The organism is Acidovorax sp. SUPP950, from assembly GCF_030158935.1.
In the GTDB taxonomy this organism is placed as follows: domain Bacteria; phylum Pseudomonadota; class Gammaproteobacteria; order Burkholderiales; family Burkholderiaceae_C; genus Paracidovorax.
This window is the reverse complement of sequence record NZ_BQXE01000002.1, coordinates 206,778-221,970: the sequence shown is the minus strand read 5'-3', so window position 1 is coordinate 221,970 and position 15,193 is coordinate 206,778. Positions and strand designations below refer to the sequence as shown.

Sequence of the window (15,193 nt, the reverse complement as noted above, 5' to 3'; positions counted from 1 at the left end):
ACCGAGAACCAGGAGACTGAAACCATGAAACTGCGCACCTTCCTCACCAGCGCCGTCGCTGCCGCCGCCGCACTGGCCTTCGCCACGCCGGCCCTGGCGCAAAACTACAAGAGCGAATACCGCATGTCGCTGGTGCTGGGCACCGCCTTCCCCTGGGGCAAGGGCGGCGAACTGTGGGCCAGCAAGGTCCGCGAACGCACGCAGGGCCGCATCAACATCAAGCTGTACCCCGGCGTTTCGCTGATCCAGGGCGACCAGACGCGCGAGTTCAGCGCGCTGCGCCAGGGCGTGATCGACATGGCCGTGGGCTCCACCATCAACTGGTCGCCCCAGGTCAAGCCGCTCAACCTGTTCTCGCTGCCCTTCCTGTTTCCAGACTACGCCGCCGTGGATGCGGTGACGCAAGGCGAGGTGGGCAAGAGCATCTTCCAGACGCTGGACAAGGCCGGCGTGGTGCCGCTGGCCTGGGGCGAGAACGGCTACCGTGAAATCTCCAACTCCAAGCGCCCCATCAAGAGCCCCGAGGACCTCAAGGGCCTGAAGATCCGCGTGGTCGGCTCGCCGCTGTTCCTGGACACCTTCTCCGCACTGGGCGCCAACCCCACCCAGATGAGCTGGGCCGACGCCCAGCCCGCCATGGCCAGCAGTGCCGTGGACGGGCAGGAGAACCCGGTGTCGGTCTACATGGCTGCCAAGCTCTACACCGTGGCGCAGAAATACATGACCCTGTGGGGCTACATGAACGACCCGCTGATCTTCGTGGTCAACAAGGACATCTGGAATTCCTGGACGCCCGCCGACCGCGAAATCGTCAAGCAGGCCGCCATCGACGCCGGCAAGGAACAGATCGCCATCGCGCGCAAGGGCATGGTCGAGGCCGACAAGCCCCTGCTCAAGGAAATCGCCAGCCACGGGGTGACGGTGACCCAGCTCAGCCCCGCCGAACGCACCGCCTTCGCCAAGGCCACGCGCCCGGTGTTCGACAAGTGGAAGGGCCAGATCGGCGCGGACCTGGTGGACCAGGCCGAGAAGGCGATCGCCGCGCGCAAGCCCTGAAGGGCCGGGTCGGCCTGCGGACCGGCGCCCGCGCACCAGGGCGCGTTGCGGCGCCCCGTCAGCCGGCCTCTCCGCTTTGCTGCAGCGCCCACATGCTGGCGTAGCGGCCGCCCTGCTCCAGGAGCGCGGCATGGGTGCCGCGCTCGATGATGCGGCCGGCTTCCATCACCAGAATCTCGTGCGCATCCACCACCGTGGAGAGGCGGTGCGCGATCACCAGGGCCGTCTTGTTGCGCGCCGCGCTTTTCAGCTCGGCCTGAATGGCCCGCTCATTGGCGGAATCGAGCGCGGAGGTGGCTTCGTCGAAGATCAGGATCGGCGGGTTCTTCAGCAGCGTGCGGGCGATCGCCACCCGCTGCTTCTCGCCGCCCGAGAGCTTGAGGCCGCGCTCGCCCACCTGCGTGGCGTAACCCAGCGGCGTGGCGGCGATGAAGCCGTGGATGCGCGCGGCCTGGGCGGCGGCTTCCACGGCATCCTGGCCCGCGCCCGGGTGGCCGTAGGCGATGTTGTAGGCGATGGTGTCGTTGAACAGCACGGTGTCCTGCGGCACGATGCCGATGGCGCGCCGCAGGCTGTCCTGTGTCACGGCCCGGATGTCCTGCCCGGCCACCGTGATGCGGCCCGACTGGATGTCGTAGAAGCGAAAGAGCAGGCGCGCCAGCGTGGACTTGCCCGAGCCCGAGGGCCCCACCACCGCCACCGTCTTGCCGGCGGGAATCTCGAAGCTGATGCCGTGCAGGATGGGCCGCGCGCTGCCCGCACGGCTTTCGTAGGCAAAGTGCACGTCTTCAAAGCGCACGGCCGGGTGCTCCAGGTGGACCAGCGGCTGGGCGCCGGGCGCATCGGCCACCTCGCGCTCCTTGTCCATCAGGGTGAACATCTTGTCGAGATCGGTCAGGCTCTGCTTGATCTCGCGGTAGATCACGCCCAGAAAGTTGAGCGGGATGTAGAGCTGGATCATGAAGGCGTTCACCATGACCAGATCACCCAGCGTCATGCGGCCATCGGCCACGCCTTGCGCGGCGCGCCATAGCATGGCCACCAGGCCGGTGGCGATGATGAGCTGCTGCCCGGTGTTCAGCAGCGACAGCGAGGTCTGGCTCTTGAGGCGCGCATGGCGCAGCCGCTGCAGGCTTTCGTCGTAGCGCTGGGCTTCGAACGCCTCATTGTTGAAGTACTTGACGGTCTCGTAGTTCAGCAGCGAGTCCACCGCCTTCGCGTGCGCGGCCGAGTCGAACTCGTTGGCCTGCCGGCGGAATTTCGTGCGCCATTCGGTCAGCAGCACGGTGAACGCGATGTACAGGCCCAGGGCGCCCAGCGTGATCCAGGCGAACCACGCGTCGAACTTGACGGCCAGCACGGAGAGCACCAGGAACACCTCGATCAGGGTGGCGCCGATGTTGAACAGCGTGAACGAGATCAGCGACTCGATGCCGCGCACGCCGCGTTCGATGTCGCGCGTCATGCCGCCCGTCTGCCGCTCCAGGTGAAAGCGCAGGCTCAAGGCATGCAGGTGCTCGAACGTCTGCAGCGCGATGCTGCGGGCGGCGCCCTGCGTGGCCTTGGCGAAGACCAGTTCCCGCAGTTCGGTCAGGATGGAGGTGGACAGGCGCAACCCGCCATAGGCCAGCAGCAGGGCGATGGGCACGACCACCACGGCGGCGGGGTCGCCCGGAGCGATCGACATGGCATCGATCAACTGCTTGAGTAACAGCGGCACCCCGACGTTGGCCACCTTGGCCCCCACGACGAAGACCAGCGCCGCGATCACCCGCCACTTGTATTGCCAGAGATAGGGAACGAGCCGGCCGAGCGTGGCCCAGTCGGTGCGGGAGCCGGCGCCGGAGCGCGAGGCGAGAGGGGGTGGGGATTCGCCGTGGGGGCGCATGAAGGACAATTCCGGTTGTTGTTTTACCGAGATTGTGCCCATGACCGCCGTTACCAGCGCTGCGTTGACCGAACTGCCCACCGACAAGGAGCTGGTGCTCAAGGTGATTCCGATGCCGGCCGACTGCAACGCCAACGGCGACATCTTCGGCGGCTGGGTCATGGCCCAGGTGGATCTGGCGGGATCGGTGCTGCCGGCGCGCTACGTGCAGGGCCGCATGGCCACCGTGGCGGTGAACGAATTCGTGTTCAAGCAGCCCGTTCGCGTGGGGGACATCCTGTCGTTCTTCTCGGCAGTCACGCGCACTGGACGCACCTCGGTCACGGTGGAGGTCGAGGTGTATGCAGAGCGCTTTTCAGCGCAGGGCCGGTATGTGAAGGTCACGGAAGCGCGACTGACCTATGTGGCCATCGATGCCGCAGGCAGGCCCCGCCCGCTGCCGGCCACCGCTGTGCCCGAAAGCGGCACGGCAGGCTGAGAACATGCAGTAAGAACCCCGGCGCGAAACGCCTGGCCTGCCACGGGCCGTACGTGGCAGATCGGTGACGTGCGCCCTCGGCGCACGCCGGGGTGGGTCGCAATGCCCGCCGAGGCTCAGGCCGCGGCGAGTGCAGGCGCTTCGTTGCGCGCGTTGGCGGTGTTGTTGTTCACCGCATTGGCACGGGGAGCGGGGCCCGACGTGCCGGCAAAGATCTCGCCGGCCAGCTGGCCGCCCTCTTCGATCACCACCTTGCCGTAGCGGATCTTGCCGGTCACCTTGCCGGTGCTGTAGATCACGAGCTTTTCGCGCACGGTGAGCGTGCCGTCGAACTCGCCGTGGATCTCGGCGATGTCGATTTCGGCGGAGCCGCGGAAGGCGCCCTGCTCAGCGATGTGGATCACGCGGGAGTCCATCGTGGCCTCCACCGTGCCTTCGACCACGAGCGTGTCGCAATCGGTGATCTCCACCCCTTTGAGCTTGATGTTCGGGCCCACCGTCAGCTTGCTGCCCACGCCGTCGGAAACGGCACTGCCAGGCGCCGTGCCGGTGGATACCGGCTTGGCGGAAGAAGGGGCCGTGGTCGTGGCACTGTTGCCACCGGGCACCACGGTGGTCGCACCACCGAGGACGGAAGAAGGTTGGCGAGGCTGGAATGCGTCGGGTTCACGCTTGCCGAAGAAGGGGTTTTGCACGGCCATCAGATCTCCTTGAAAAAGAGCCATGCTAGAAGCGACGTTCCGCGAAAACTCCCCGCGTTACGCAAGAACGGTAACCAAACCATTCGATCGTTGCATGCACTTGCATGCTTTGCAGCGACATACATCGCCGCGATCGCGCGCAGGCCGAGGCTACGAAACGATGTAGGCCGCAGCGCCTGCCGACATCAGGGTGCCATCGGGGCCGAAAAACTCCATGCGCGTGCTGGCCACGCGGGAGCCCAGCCGCAGCACTTCGGCCCGCAGGGTGAAGTGGCTCCCGATGCCTGGCCGCAGATAGTCGATGCGCAGGTCGATGGTGCCCAGCTTGCCGAAGCGGTGCAGGCGCTGCGCGGGCGGCTCGTCCATGTGGCGGGCGCCGATGGCCGCCATCACGGCGAGCCCCCCCATGGCATCCAGCCCCGCGCTGATGACGCCGCCGTGCACGCGGTTGTAGGCGTAGTGCCCCACCAGCTCGGGCTTCATCTCGATGCGCGCCTCGACATGTGCGGCTCCCAGGTGCGTCACCTTGAGACCGAGCAACTGGTTGAAGACGATGCGCTGCTCGAAGATGTCCTTCAAACCATCGATGAACTCGGCCTCGAACGGAGAGGGCTGGGCGGAATCAGGGGGTGGAGTCATCGAGGAAGGGGCAAGGGTTCAGGGCTGAAAGCCCGAATGGCGGACCACCGGCGCCCATTGCGCCTTGTAGGCCGTCAGCATTTTGGCGGTCTGGTCGCGCGAGCTGACCACGGGCACCATGTCGGCCGCCACGAAGCGGGCCTGCAGGGCCGGGTCCGCCATGACCTGGGTCACCGTGTCGGCGATGCGCCGGGCCCGGGCCGGCGGCAGCCACGCAGGCGCATAGAGCACGTTCCACCCGAGGGCGGACAGGCCCAGCCCCGCCTCCTTGAAGGTGGGCACCGTCGGCAGCGTGGGAGACCGCTGATCACCCGACACCGCCAGAATGCGCAGTTTGCCGGCCTTGTGCAGGGGCTCCAGCGCATCCAGTGTGTCCACGGCGATGGGCACGTGGCCGCCCATCAGATCGTTGAGCAGCGGCGCGGAACCACGATACCCCACGACGGGCAGTTGCAGGGAGAGCTTCTCGGCCAGCATCAGGGCAAAGAAATGCGGCAGACTGCCGGTGGCCGGCACGCCGGCGGCCAGCTTGTCCTGATTGGCCAGCATCCAGGCGTGCAGGTGGGCGAACTCCTTGACCGGCACGGCCGTGGACACGGCCAGGCCGAACTGGTAGCTCGTGATCTGGGACAGGGCCACATAGTCCTTGTCGGGGTCGTAGCCGTTGTCCTTGAAGACCAGCGGCGCCACCAGCATGGTGGCCGGGTTGGCCAGCACGACCTGGTTCTGGCCGGAGCTGTCGCGGTGCAACTGCTGGACGGCCAGCCGCCCCCCCGCGCCCACGCGGTTTTCCACCACCACCGGCACCGCCAGCCGGGGCCCGAGGGCATCGGCCAGCAGGCGCGCGGCCCGGTCGGATGCTCCACCGGCTGCATACGGCACCACGACCTTGAGGATGCCTCCTTCCAGTGGCACGGGCGCCGAAGCGGTCGTCCCCTGAGCCAGGGCCGACGCCCCCAGGGCCCCGCAGGCAAGCGATGCGCCCCATTGCACAAAGGCGCGGCGCGACGGCGCACGGGGAGCAGCGAATGGCGATGGTGGTTTGGCAGCAGTCATGGCACGGTCCGGCAGGGGGTGGATGGATGAGCAGCAATGTACTGCCAGATTCATGCCACCGGCATCTATCGTTATGCCCGGTTTCCAGGCAAAACGCCAGGCCCACGCCCCCCGCAGATGCGGTCACACCGCGCTGAAATCCGGCCGGCGTTTCTCGACGAAAGCGCTGAACGCCTCGCGTGCAGCAGGCTCCTGCAGCATGCGGCCGAAGCTCGCGCCTTCCTCGGCCATGCGCTCCAGCACGGCGGCCGTCTGGCCCTGCTTCATGAGGCGCTTGGTCTCGATGAGCGCGGAAAGCGGCTTGGCCGCCAGCTTGCGCGCCTGGGTCTGGGCCACCATGTTGCACTCGGTGGGCGGCACCACGCGGTTGACCAACCCCACCTCCAGCGCCGCCTCGGCCAGGAAGGGCTCGCCCAGCAGCAGCGCCTCGGCCGCGCGGTGGTAGCCCATCATCTGAGGCACGAGCAGGCTGGACGCGGCCTCCGGGCACAGCCCCAGGTTGACGAACGGCATGGAGAACGCGGCGTTGTCACCCGCATAGACCAGATCGCAGTGAAAGAGCATGGTGGTACCGATGCCCACGGCCGGGCCGCAGACCGCAGCCACCACCGGCTTCGGGAACGTGGCGATGCCGCGCAGGAAGCGGAACACCGGCGAGTCCTGCGTGGATGGCGGCTTGTTCAGGAAGTCGCCGATGTCGTTGCCGGCGCTGAAAATGGCCACATCGCCCTGCAGCACGACCACGCGCACGGCGCTGTCGGCCGCGGCGGACTCCAGCGCATCCGCCAGCGCGGCGTACATCGCGGTGGTGATGGAGTTCTTTTTCTCCACGCGGTTGAAGGTGATGGTGGCCACGCCGGATTCGGTGTGAACGAGGATGTCCTGGGTCGAGGTATCGGTCATGGGAAAGCTCCTGCCATGGAAGGTCGTGGGCGGGGAAAGCGAACGGGGCGCCAGGGGGCGCCTCATTCCTTGTAATAAACGATCTGGTGGCTGCTGGCCAGCATGGTGCCGGCATCGTTCCACAACTGGGCCGTCTGGTCGAAAAAGCCGTTGCGGAATTCTTGCGCACGCGCCTGGCCCAGCAAAAATCCGGTGCCCGTGGCGGCCAGCTGCTCCCGCCCCGCGTGGAAATACACCGTGAGGGACACCGTGCCTGCCGGCACCCGGTGCGCACGGCGCAGCCAGACCCGCGGAAAGAACACATCGGCCAGCGCCGCCAGCGCGCAGAAGTCGAGCGGGCGGGCGGGCGCATCGCGCATCCACAGCTGCGAGAGGCTGCTGTCGCCGTTGCCGTCCCAGCGCTGCGGCAAGGCCCCGGTCACCGGCCGCAGGTCGTAGCGGTCGAGCCAGGCCACGCCCAGCCCTTTGGCCAGCGGCTCCAGGGTGTCGGGGCCGGGCGCTGTCGGCATGGGGGTGTCGGCCAGGCTCCAGGTTTCGCGGCGGGCGGCGGTCACGGCGGTGCCCGTGGTGGTCGTGACCCACTCGCCGTCGGCGCCGGGCTGCACGATGGACAGCGTCCAGTGCTGTGTGGACCGGTTGGTGCGTACCGGCGTGGCCTGCACCGTGAAGGGGCCCTGCGCCACCGCACCGGCGTAATTGACGGTGAGCGACAGCGGCTCCCCCAGGCGGTCGGGGTGCTGCAGCACGGCCTGCAGCAGCACCGCGGCCGTCGCGCCGCCGAAAGGGCCGACCATGTTCCAGTAGGCGGGCGTGGTCCGGCCGGTGTACCGGTGGGCGCCGGCCGGCTCCAGGGCCAGCGCGTCGTCCAGGGGATGGAGATCGAGGGTCATGGTGTGCGAGTGTGCCGTGATTGCTTTCTCCGTCCCGTCGTGCCGGCGACTGCCTGAACCCCGGAATGCCGGGGCGCGCAATGCGCCCCCGACCTCAGACGCGCTCGAAAATGCCCGCAGCGCCCTGCCCCATGCCCACGCACATGGTCACCATGCCGTACTTGAGGTTCTTGCGGCGCAGCGCATGCACCACCGTGGCGGCGCGGATGGCGCCCGTGGCGCCCAGCGGGTGGCCCAGGGCGATGGCGCCGCCCATGGGATTGACCTTGGAAGGGTCCAGGCCCAGTTGGCGCACGACCGCCAGCGACTGCGCGGCGAAGGCTTCGTTCAGCTCGAACCAGTCGATGTCTTCGTGCTTGAGGCCCGCATAGCGCAGCGCGGCCGGAATGGCCTCGATGGGGCCGATGCCCATGATGCTGGGCGGCACGCCCTTGCTCGCGAAGCTCACGAAGCGGGCCAACGGCGTGAGGCCGAAACGCTTCACGGCTGCCTCGCTCGCCAGGATCAGCGCGCCCGCGCCGTCGCTGGTCTGCGAGCTGTTGCCGGCGGTGACGGAGCCCCGCGCGGCGAACACCGTCTTGAGCTTGGCCAGGCCTTCCAGGCTGGTGTCGGGCCGTGCGCCTTCGTCCAGCGCCACGGTGCGGGTCTTGGCGATGCTCTCGCCCATCTCCAGGTCCGCCGTGCGGTCGGTCACCTCGATGGGCGTGATCTCGTCGGTGAACTCGCCGGCCTGCTGCGCGGCCAGCGCCTTCTGGTGCGACTGCAGCGCGAAGGCGTCCTGGTCCTCGCGCGACACCTTCCACTGCTGCGCCACCTTCTCGGCCGTGAGGCCCATGCCGTAGGCGATGCCCACGTCGCCGTCCTTGGCGAAGATGCTGGGCGACAGCGAGGGCGTGTTGCCCATCATGGGCACCATGCTCATGCTTTCCACGCCGGCGGCGATCATCACGTCGGCCTCGCCCACGCGGATGCGGTCGGCCGCCATCTGCACGGCCGACAGGCCCGAGGCGCAGAAGCGGTTCACGGTGATGCCGCCCACGCTGGTGGGCAGCCCCGCCAGCACCGCGCCGATGCGCGCCACGTTCAGCCCCTGGGCGCCTTCCGGAATCGCGCAGCCGCAGATGATGTCTTCGATGGAGGCCGGGTCCAGCCCGGGCACCTGGGCCAGGGCCGCCTTGAGGGTGGTCGCCAGCAGATCGTCGGGGCGGGTGTTGCGGAAGAAGCCGCGGTGCGACTTGCCGATGGGCGTGCGCGTGGCGGCGACGATGTAGGCGTCCTGCATTTGTTTTGCCATGAAGAAGGCTCCTTCAATCGATCAATCGATCGGTCAGTCAATCAGTCAGTTACTTGGCGGGGCGGCTGGACGGAATCCAGGCCCACGTGAATTCGCATTCCACCGGCTCGATGCCGGCCTCGTCCGTCACGGTGACCTGCACCTGCATCTCGCCCTTGTCGCTGTCCTGCATGGCCTGGCGCTGCGCGTCGGTCAGCACCGCCACCGCGCGCAAGGCGCCCGTGGCGCGCTTGCGAAAGGCCATCTTCAGGTCCTTGGCCAGCGGCAGGCAGTCGTCGCGCACGTTCAGGCCCATCGCCATGCCCGTGGCCGTCTCGGCCAGCAGGTTCATGGCCGAGGCGTGGATGCTGCCGACGTGATTGCGCACGCGGTGCTCGTTGGGCAGGCGCACTTCCACGCGGTTCGGCGACATCTCGATGAACTCCACCCGCGCCGTGCGGGTGAACGGCACGGCGCGGCGCAGCACCAGGTTGCGCACCCAGGGGCGCAGGAACTTCGGGAACTCGTCCACCTGTTCCAGCTGGAGCTGCATGCGGTTGGGCGGGAATGCGCCGGTGGAGGTCGTCATGCGGTCGTCCGATGGCACATCAGTTGCGCAGGGGCTTGCCGGTGTTCAGCATGCCCAGGATGCGCTCCTGCGTCTTGGGATGCTGGATGAGCGCGCAGAAAGCCTTGCGCTCCAGCGCCATCAGGTATTCCTCGCTCACCAGCGTGCCGGCATCCACGTCGCCGCCGCACACGATCTCGGCGATCAGGGTGGCGATGTGCTGGTCGTGGTCGCTGATGAAGCCGCCGTCGCGCATGTTCACCAGCGAGCCGCGGATGGTGGCGATGCCGCTGCGGCCGGCCACGGGGAACAGGCGCTTGTTAGGGGCGCGCCAACCGCTGGCCGCCATCGCCTTGGCTTCGTTCAAGGCGACGAACAGCACCTCGTCCTTGTGCGGCACGACGATGTCGCTGTCCAGCAGGTAGCCGAGCTTCTTCGATTCCAGCGCGCTGGTGCCCACCTTGGCCATGGCCGCGGCGGTGAAGCCTTCGGTCAGGAAGGGCAGGATGTCCTTGCCCGTGGAGGCGGCGGCGTTCTCGGCCGCACGGCGCGCGATGTAGGTCAGGCCGCCAGCGCCCGGCACCAGGCCCACGCCCACTTCGACGAGGCCGATGTAGCTTTCCATGTGCGCCACGCGGCGGGCCGAATACACGGCCAGCTCGCAGCCGCCACCCAGTGCCATGCCGTGGATGGCGGACACCACCGGCACCTGCGCGTAGCGCAGGCGCAGCATGAGGTTCTGCAGCTCTTGCTCGACGCTCTCGATGGCCGAGATGCCGGCCACGACGAAGGCCGGCATGGTGGCGGCCAGATCGGCGCCCACGCTGAACGGCGCGTCGCCGGACCAGATCACCAAGCCGTCGTATTCGCGCTCGGCGATGTCGATGGCTTCGACGAGCCCCTCCATCACGTCGGGGCTGATCGCATGCATCTTGCTCTGGATGCTGGCGATCAGGATCCGGCGACCGGAGGAGCCTCCATCCTTGTCCAGCGTCCAGGTGCGCAGCGCATCGGACTCGGACACCGTGGTGCCGGCCGTGCGCCAGTCGGGCAGCGCCTCGCCCAGCAGCTTCTCGGGGAAGTGCTGGCGCTCGTACACGGGCAGCTGGCGGCGCGGGACGAACTTGGCGCGCGAAGCGCTCCACGATCCTTCGGCCGTGTGCACGCCGCCGGCCTCGGCCACCGGGCCCTTGAACACCCAGTCGGGCAGCGGCGCCTTGCTGAACGCCTTGCCGGCGTCGATGTCCTCCTGGATCATCTTCGCCACCTCCAGCCAGCCGGCTTCCTGCCACAGCTCGAAGGGGCCCTGCTTCATGCCGAAGCCCCATCGCATGGCCTGGTCCACGTCGCGCGCGTTGTCGGCGATGGTGCCCAGATGCACGGCAGCGTAATGGAAGCTGTTGCGCAGGATGGCCCAGAGGAACCGGCCCTGTGCGCCCTCGGCATGGCGCAGCAGTTTCAGGCGCTCGCCGGCAGGCTTCTTCAGCATGCGGGCATACACCTCGTCGGCCTTCTGGCCACCGGGCACGTACTCGCCGCTTTCCAGGTCGAAGCGCAGGATGTCGCGGCCCACCTTCTTGTAGAAACCCGCCTTGGCCTTCTGGCCCAGGTTCTTCATCTCGATGAGTTTGTTCAGCACCTCGGGCGTGCCGAAGCTGCCGTAGAACGGATCAAACTGCGCAGCCCCTTTGGTAGCGTCTTCGCTCAGGTTGTCCTGCAGCGTCTTGATGACGTGGGCCATGGTGTCCAGGCCCACCACATCGGCGGTGCGGAAGGTGCCGCTGCTGGCGCGGCCCAGCTTCTTGCCCGTGAGGTCGTCCACCACGTCGTAGGTCAGTCCGAAGTTCTCCACTTCCTTCATCGTCGCCAGCATGCCGGCGATGCCGACGCGATTGGCGATGAAGTTGGGCGTGTCGTGCGCGCGCACCACGCCCTTGCCGAGGCCGCTGGTCACGAAGGCTTCCAGCTGGTCGAGCACCTCGGGCCGGGTCGTCGGCGTGTCGATCAGTTCCACCAGCGTCATGTAGCGCGGCGGGTTGAAGAAGTGGATGCCGCAAAAGCGCGGCTTGATGGCGTCGGGCAGCGCCTCGCTCAAGCGCGTGATCGACAGGCCGGAGGTGTTCGAGGCCACGATGGCGCCGGGTGCGACGAAGGGCGCGATCTTCTTGTAGAGATCGAGCTTCCAGTCCATGCGCTCGGCGATCGCCTCGATGATGAGATCGCACCCGCGCAGCTGCTCCAGGTGCTCTTCATAGTTGGCCTGGCCGATCAGCGCGGCGTCTTCCGCCACGCCCAGCGGCGCGGGCTTGAGCTTCTTGAGCCCCTCGATGGCCTTGGTGACGATGCCGTTCTTCGGGCCTTCCTTGGCGGGCAGGTCGAACAGGACGACCGGCACCTTCACGTTGGCGAGGTGGGCGGCGATCTGCGCACCCATCACGCCCGCGCCGAGCACGGCGACTTTCTTCACTTGGAATCGGGACATGGTTGGTTTCTTTGGAATGGGTTACTGCATGCGCTGCCAGACCTGCGTGCGCCAGAACGGGCCGAGGTAGCCGCGCACCTCCAGCTTGGCGCCGCCGTCGATGGGCGTGAAGCTGGCGCGGTATTCCTTGCCGTTTTCGGGATCGAGGATCTTGCCGCCCTCCCACACGTCCTTGCCTTCGGCCTTCTTGCCGCCCCGGATGATCTCCAGGCCGGCGATGGGCTGGCCCTTGCGGTCGTCCTGGCATTCGACGCAGACCGCATCGGCGGGCGTGTCCTTCTTCAGCGACTTCTCGATGCGCCCGGTGAGCGCGCCGCCCGTTTCGGCGATGCGGATCTCGGCCTTGGCCTCGCCCGTCTTGTCGTCGATGCTGCGCCACCCGCCCACGGGCGACATCTGGGCCCACGCGGGGGCGGCCATGGCCACACACAACATCGTTGCTAGCGCTTTATTCATAACGGCTCCAGTGCAAAAAAAGGCGGGGAAGGGGGCCGCCGGTGCGGTCAGGCCAACGCGGCGTCGGTGTCCATCAGCGGCTTGGCGCCGGCACGCGCGGTGCGCATCAGCGTGGCCGTTTCGGGGAACAGCTTGGCGAAGTAAAAACGCGCCGTCTGCAGCTTGGCGACATAGAACGGGTCGGTGTTGCCGTTGGCGATCTCGCGCAGCGCCACCTGGGCCATGCGGGCGAACAGGTAGCCGAACACCAGGTGGCCGGCCACGCGCAGGTAGTCCACGGCGGCGGCGCCCACTTCGTCGGGGTTCTGGAAGCCCTTGAAGCCGATCTCGGTGGTGAACTTGGTCATCTGCTCGCCCAGGTAGGCGATGGGGTTGATGAACTCGGCCATCTTCTCGTTCACGCCCTCTTCCTGCACCAGCTGGCCCACCAGCTTGCCGAACTTCTTGAGTGTGGCGCCGTTGTTGCCCAGCACCTTGCGGCCCAGCAGGTCCAGCGACTGAATGGTGTTGGTGCCTTCATAGATCATGTTGATCCGGTTGTCGCGCACGAACTGCTCCATGCCCCATTCCTTGATGAAGCCGTGGCCGCCGAAGACCTGCATGCAGGCGTTGGTGGCGATGTGCCCGTTGTCGGTGATGAAGGCCTTGACGATGGGCGTGAGCAGCGCCACCAGTTCGTCGGCCTCCTGGCGCACCTTCTCGTCGGGGTGGCTGTGCGCCTTGTCCAGCAGCAGCGTGCAGTAGATCTGCAGCGCGCGGGCGCCCTCGGCATAGGCCTTGGCGGTCAGCAGCATTTTGCGCACGTCGGGGTGCACGATGATCGGATCGGCATCCTTGTCCTTGGCTTTCGTGCCCGACAGGCTGCGCATCTGCGTGCGGTCCTTGGCGTAGGCCAGCGCGTTCTGGAACGCCACTTCGGTCAGGCCCAGCGACTGGTTGCCCACGCCCAGGCGCGCGGCATTCATCATCACGAACATGGCCTGCAGGCCCTTGTGCGGCTGGCCCACCAGCGTGCCGATGGCGCCGTCGATCGCGATCTGCGCCGTGGCATTGCCGTGGATGCCCATCTTGTGCTCCAGCCCGGCGCAAAAGATCGGGTTGCGCTCGCCCAGCGAGCCGTCGGCGTTCACGTGGTACTTGGGCACGATGAACAGGCTGATGCCCTTGCTGCCCTTGGGCGCATCGGGCAGGCGGGCCAGCACCAGGTGAACGATGTTCTCGGTGAAGTCGTGCTCGCCCGCGCTGATGAAGATCTTGTTGCCGGTGATCTTGTAGGTGCCCTCGGGCGCGCCCGCCACGGGCTCGGCCTTGGTGCGCAGCAGCCCCAGGTCGGTACCGCAATGGGGCTCGGTCAGGCACATGGTGCCGGTCCATTCGCCGCTGGTCAGCTTGGGCAGGTAGAGCTTCTTTTGCTCGGGCGTGCCGTGCGCATGCAGCGCCTCGTAGGCGCCGTGCGACAGTCCGGGGTACATCGTCCAGGCCTGGTTGGCGCTGTTGAGCATTTCATACAGACACTGGTTCAGCACGAACGGCAGGCCCTGGCCGCCGTATTCGGTCTCGCAGCTCAGGGCCGCCCAGCCGCCTTCCACGTACTGCGCGTAGGCCTGCTTGAAACCCTTGGGCGTGGTCACCTCGTGCGTCGCCTTGTCGAGCGTGCAGCCTTCCTCGTCCCCGCTGATGTTGAGCGGGAACGCCACGCCCGTGGCGAACTTGCCCGCCTCTTCCAGCACGGCGTTGATGGTGTCCACGTCCACGTCGGCATGCTTGGGCAGGGCCTTCAGTTCTTCGGTCGCCTTGAACACCTCGTGCAGTACGAATTGCATGTCGCGAAGGGGCGGCGTGTAGGTCGGCATGGGGGGCTCCTTGGATGGAAAGGGTGGGAAATGAAAAGGAAAGAGGGAGAGAGAAAAGCAAAACGGGTCGGTCAATCCTGCGCGGGCGGCGGTGCGCCATAGCGGGTGAGGATGCTGTCGAAGCCGGCATTGGCCCGGTCGATGGAGCCGGGTGTCTGCAGGAAGCGCGCCTCGTAGTGCAGCGCCAGGATGAGGCCGTGGATCTCGAACAGCATCTGCTCGGCATTCACGTCGCCGCGCAGTTCGCCCTGCTCCTTGCACTGGTCGATGGCGCGCTTCATGGCGGCCAGCCAGGTCAGCACCGAACTGGCCAGCGCATCGCGCACGGGGCCGGTGCGGTCGTCGAACTCCACGGCACCGCTGATGTAGATGCAGCCCGAATCGATTTCGATGGAGGTGCGCTTCATCCAGTTGCCGAACAGGGCCCGCAGCCGCGGCAGGCCCCGTGGGGCGGACACGGCCGGGTAGAACACTTCCTGCTCGAAGCGCGCGTGGTATTCGCGGATGACGGAGATCTGCAGCTCCTCACGCGAACCAAAATGGGCGAACACGCCGGACTTGCTCATGCCCGTCACGTCCGCCAGCGCACCGATCGACAGGCCTTCCAGCCCGATGTGCGTGGCCAGGCCCAGTGCGGCCTCGACGATCGCCGCCTTGGTCTGCTGGCCCTTTTGCAAGGCGCGGCCTTCGCGGGTGCTGGCGGAGCGAACGGAGCGGGATGGGAGGGGGGTGACCGGCATGGAAAAAATAAAACGAACGATCGTGCTATTTTGCATGAAAACGCCGGGCCTGCCCATCCCGCAGGGCGATGAGGGGCTCTGCACCGGGAAAACCCCTAGCCGCGCGCGCAACGCTGGAACAGTGGGACGAAGCAACGCAGTGCGACTTGCACCAAGCGGCACCGCCAGCCCGGCCGGTCTGGCGCGCTTCGGGGAAGTAGAACGTCTGGA

Annotated in this window: 14 protein-coding genes; 2 read left to right on the top strand and 12 right to left on the bottom strand. The window is 67.2% G+C overall.

The genetic code is table 11. The annotated features are described in order from the left end of the window. The first annotated feature begins 24 nt into the window (after positions 1-24). Positions 25-1,056: a DctP family TRAP transporter solute-binding subunit gene (locus tag AVME950_RS10270; RefSeq protein ID WP_272565140.1), complete on the top strand. Its 1,032-nt coding sequence runs from the start codon at positions 25-27 to the stop codon at positions 1,054-1,056. A 58-nt stretch (positions 1,057-1,114) separates the two neighbouring features. Here the strand turns inward: AVME950_RS10270 and AVME950_RS10265 are convergent, their stop codons facing one another. Continuing rightward, positions 1,115-2,944: an ABCB family ABC transporter ATP-binding protein/permease gene (locus AVME950_RS10265; protein ID WP_284429738.1), complete on the bottom strand. Its 1,830-nt coding sequence runs from the start codon at positions 2,942-2,944 to the stop codon at positions 1,115-1,117. Between the two features lie 40 nt (positions 2,945-2,984). Between AVME950_RS10265 and AVME950_RS10260 the strand changes: the two genes are divergently transcribed. Then, the gene (locus AVME950_RS10260) at positions 2,985-3,422 is read left to right on the top strand and encodes an acyl-CoA thioesterase (protein ID WP_284429737.1); all 438 of its coding nucleotides are present in this window, start codon (positions 2,985-2,987) and stop codon (positions 3,420-3,422) included. 116 nt (positions 3,423-3,538) lie between these two features. Here the strand turns inward: AVME950_RS10260 and AVME950_RS10255 are convergent, their stop codons facing one another. From AVME950_RS10255 to AVME950_RS10205, 11 genes are all read right to left on the bottom strand, one after another. Further along, positions 3,539-4,123, bottom strand: a complete 585-nt coding sequence (locus tag AVME950_RS10255) for a bactofilin family protein (RefSeq protein ID WP_284429736.1) — start codon at positions 4,121-4,123, stop codon at positions 3,539-3,541. Between the two features lie 150 nt (positions 4,124-4,273). Continuing rightward, positions 4,274-4,762, bottom strand: coding sequence for a thioesterase family protein (locus AVME950_RS10250; RefSeq protein ID WP_284398167.1), 489 nt, complete (start codon positions 4,760-4,762; stop codon positions 4,274-4,276). 18 nt (positions 4,763-4,780) lie between these two features. Continuing rightward, entirely contained in the window at positions 4,781-5,677 is an 897-nt protein-coding gene (locus tag AVME950_RS10245) for a tripartite tricarboxylate transporter substrate-binding protein (RefSeq protein ID WP_284429735.1), read from the bottom strand. 264 nt (positions 5,678-5,941) lie between these two features. Beyond that, positions 5,942-6,721, bottom strand: a complete 780-nt coding sequence (locus tag AVME950_RS10240) for an enoyl-CoA hydratase (protein ID WP_284429734.1) — start codon at positions 6,719-6,721, stop codon at positions 5,942-5,944. 62 nt (positions 6,722-6,783) lie between these two features. Beyond that, the gene (locus AVME950_RS10235; protein ID WP_284429733.1) at positions 6,784-7,611 is read right to left on the bottom strand and encodes an acyl-CoA thioesterase; all 828 of its coding nucleotides are present in this window, start codon (positions 7,609-7,611) and stop codon (positions 6,784-6,786) included. Positions 7,612-7,705: 94 nt separating this feature from the next. Beyond that, entirely contained in the window at positions 7,706-8,905 is a 1,200-nt protein-coding gene (locus AVME950_RS10230; RefSeq protein WP_284429732.1) for an acetyl-CoA C-acyltransferase, read from the bottom strand. A gap of 49 nt (positions 8,906-8,954) precedes the next feature. Beyond that, complete coding sequence (locus AVME950_RS10225) at positions 8,955-9,473, bottom strand: DUF4442 domain-containing protein (RefSeq protein ID WP_272565149.1); 519 nt, start codon at positions 9,471-9,473, stop codon at positions 8,955-8,957. 19 nt (positions 9,474-9,492) lie between these two features. Then, complete coding sequence (locus AVME950_RS10220) at positions 9,493-11,934, bottom strand: 3-hydroxyacyl-CoA dehydrogenase/enoyl-CoA hydratase family protein (RefSeq protein WP_284429731.1); 2,442 nt, start codon at positions 11,932-11,934, stop codon at positions 9,493-9,495. Positions 11,935-11,955: 21 nt separating this feature from the next. Continuing rightward, a complete protein-coding gene (locus AVME950_RS10215; RefSeq protein ID WP_284429730.1) occupies positions 11,956-12,390 on the bottom strand; it encodes a DUF2147 domain-containing protein in 435 nt (144 codons plus the stop codon). 47 nt (positions 12,391-12,437) lie between these two features. After that, positions 12,438-14,243 carry an acyl-CoA dehydrogenase C-terminal domain-containing protein gene (locus tag AVME950_RS10210; RefSeq protein ID WP_284429729.1) on the bottom strand — a complete coding sequence of 602 codons (1,806 nt, stop codon included), beginning with the start codon at positions 14,241-14,243 and terminating at the stop codon, positions 12,438-12,440. A gap of 71 nt (positions 14,244-14,314) precedes the next feature. Next, on the bottom strand, positions 14,315-14,983 hold the full coding sequence (locus AVME950_RS10205) for a TetR/AcrR family transcriptional regulator (RefSeq protein ID WP_272569803.1): 669 nt from the start codon (positions 14,981-14,983) through the stop codon (positions 14,315-14,317). Positions 14,984-15,193: the final 210 nt, after the last annotated feature.

Coding starts and splice junctions, on each gene's coding strand:
- AVME950_RS10270 (WP_272565140.1), top strand. CDS start 25: ATGAAACTGCGCACCTTCCTCACCAGCGCCGTCGCTGCCGCCGCCGCA.
- AVME950_RS10265 (WP_284429738.1), bottom strand. CDS start 2,944: ATGCGCCCCCACGGCGAATCCCCACCCCCTCTCGCCTCGCGCTCCGGC.
- AVME950_RS10260 (WP_284429737.1), top strand. CDS start 2,985: ATGACCGCCGTTACCAGCGCTGCGTTGACCGAACTGCCCACCGACAAG.
- AVME950_RS10255 (WP_284429736.1), bottom strand. CDS start 4,123: ATGGCCGTGCAAAACCCCTTCTTCGGCAAGCGTGAACCCGACGCATTC.
- AVME950_RS10250 (WP_284398167.1), bottom strand. CDS start 4,762: ATGACTCCACCCCCTGATTCCGCCCAGCCCTCTCCGTTCGAGGCCGAG.
- AVME950_RS10240 (WP_284429734.1), bottom strand. CDS start 6,721: ATGACCGATACCTCGACCCAGGACATCCTCGTTCACACCGAATCCGGC.
- AVME950_RS10235 (WP_284429733.1), bottom strand. CDS start 7,611: ATGACCCTCGATCTCCATCCCCTGGACGACGCGCTGGCCCTGGAGCCG.
- AVME950_RS10230 (WP_284429732.1), bottom strand. CDS start 8,905: ATGGCAAAACAAATGCAGGACGCCTACATCGTCGCCGCCACGCGCACG.
- AVME950_RS10225 (WP_272565149.1), bottom strand. CDS start 9,473: ATGACGACCTCCACCGGCGCATTCCCGCCCAACCGCATGCAGCTCCAG.
- AVME950_RS10220 (WP_284429731.1), bottom strand. CDS start 11,934: ATGTCCCGATTCCAAGTGAAGAAAGTCGCCGTGCTCGGCGCGGGCGTG.
- AVME950_RS10215 (WP_284429730.1), bottom strand. CDS start 12,390: ATGAATAAAGCGCTAGCAACGATGTTGTGTGTGGCCATGGCCGCCCCC.
- AVME950_RS10210 (WP_284429729.1), bottom strand. CDS start 14,243: ATGCCGACCTACACGCCGCCCCTTCGCGACATGCAATTCGTACTGCAC.
- AVME950_RS10205 (WP_272569803.1), bottom strand. CDS start 14,983: ATGCCGGTCACCCCCCTCCCATCCCGCTCCGTTCGCTCCGCCAGCACC.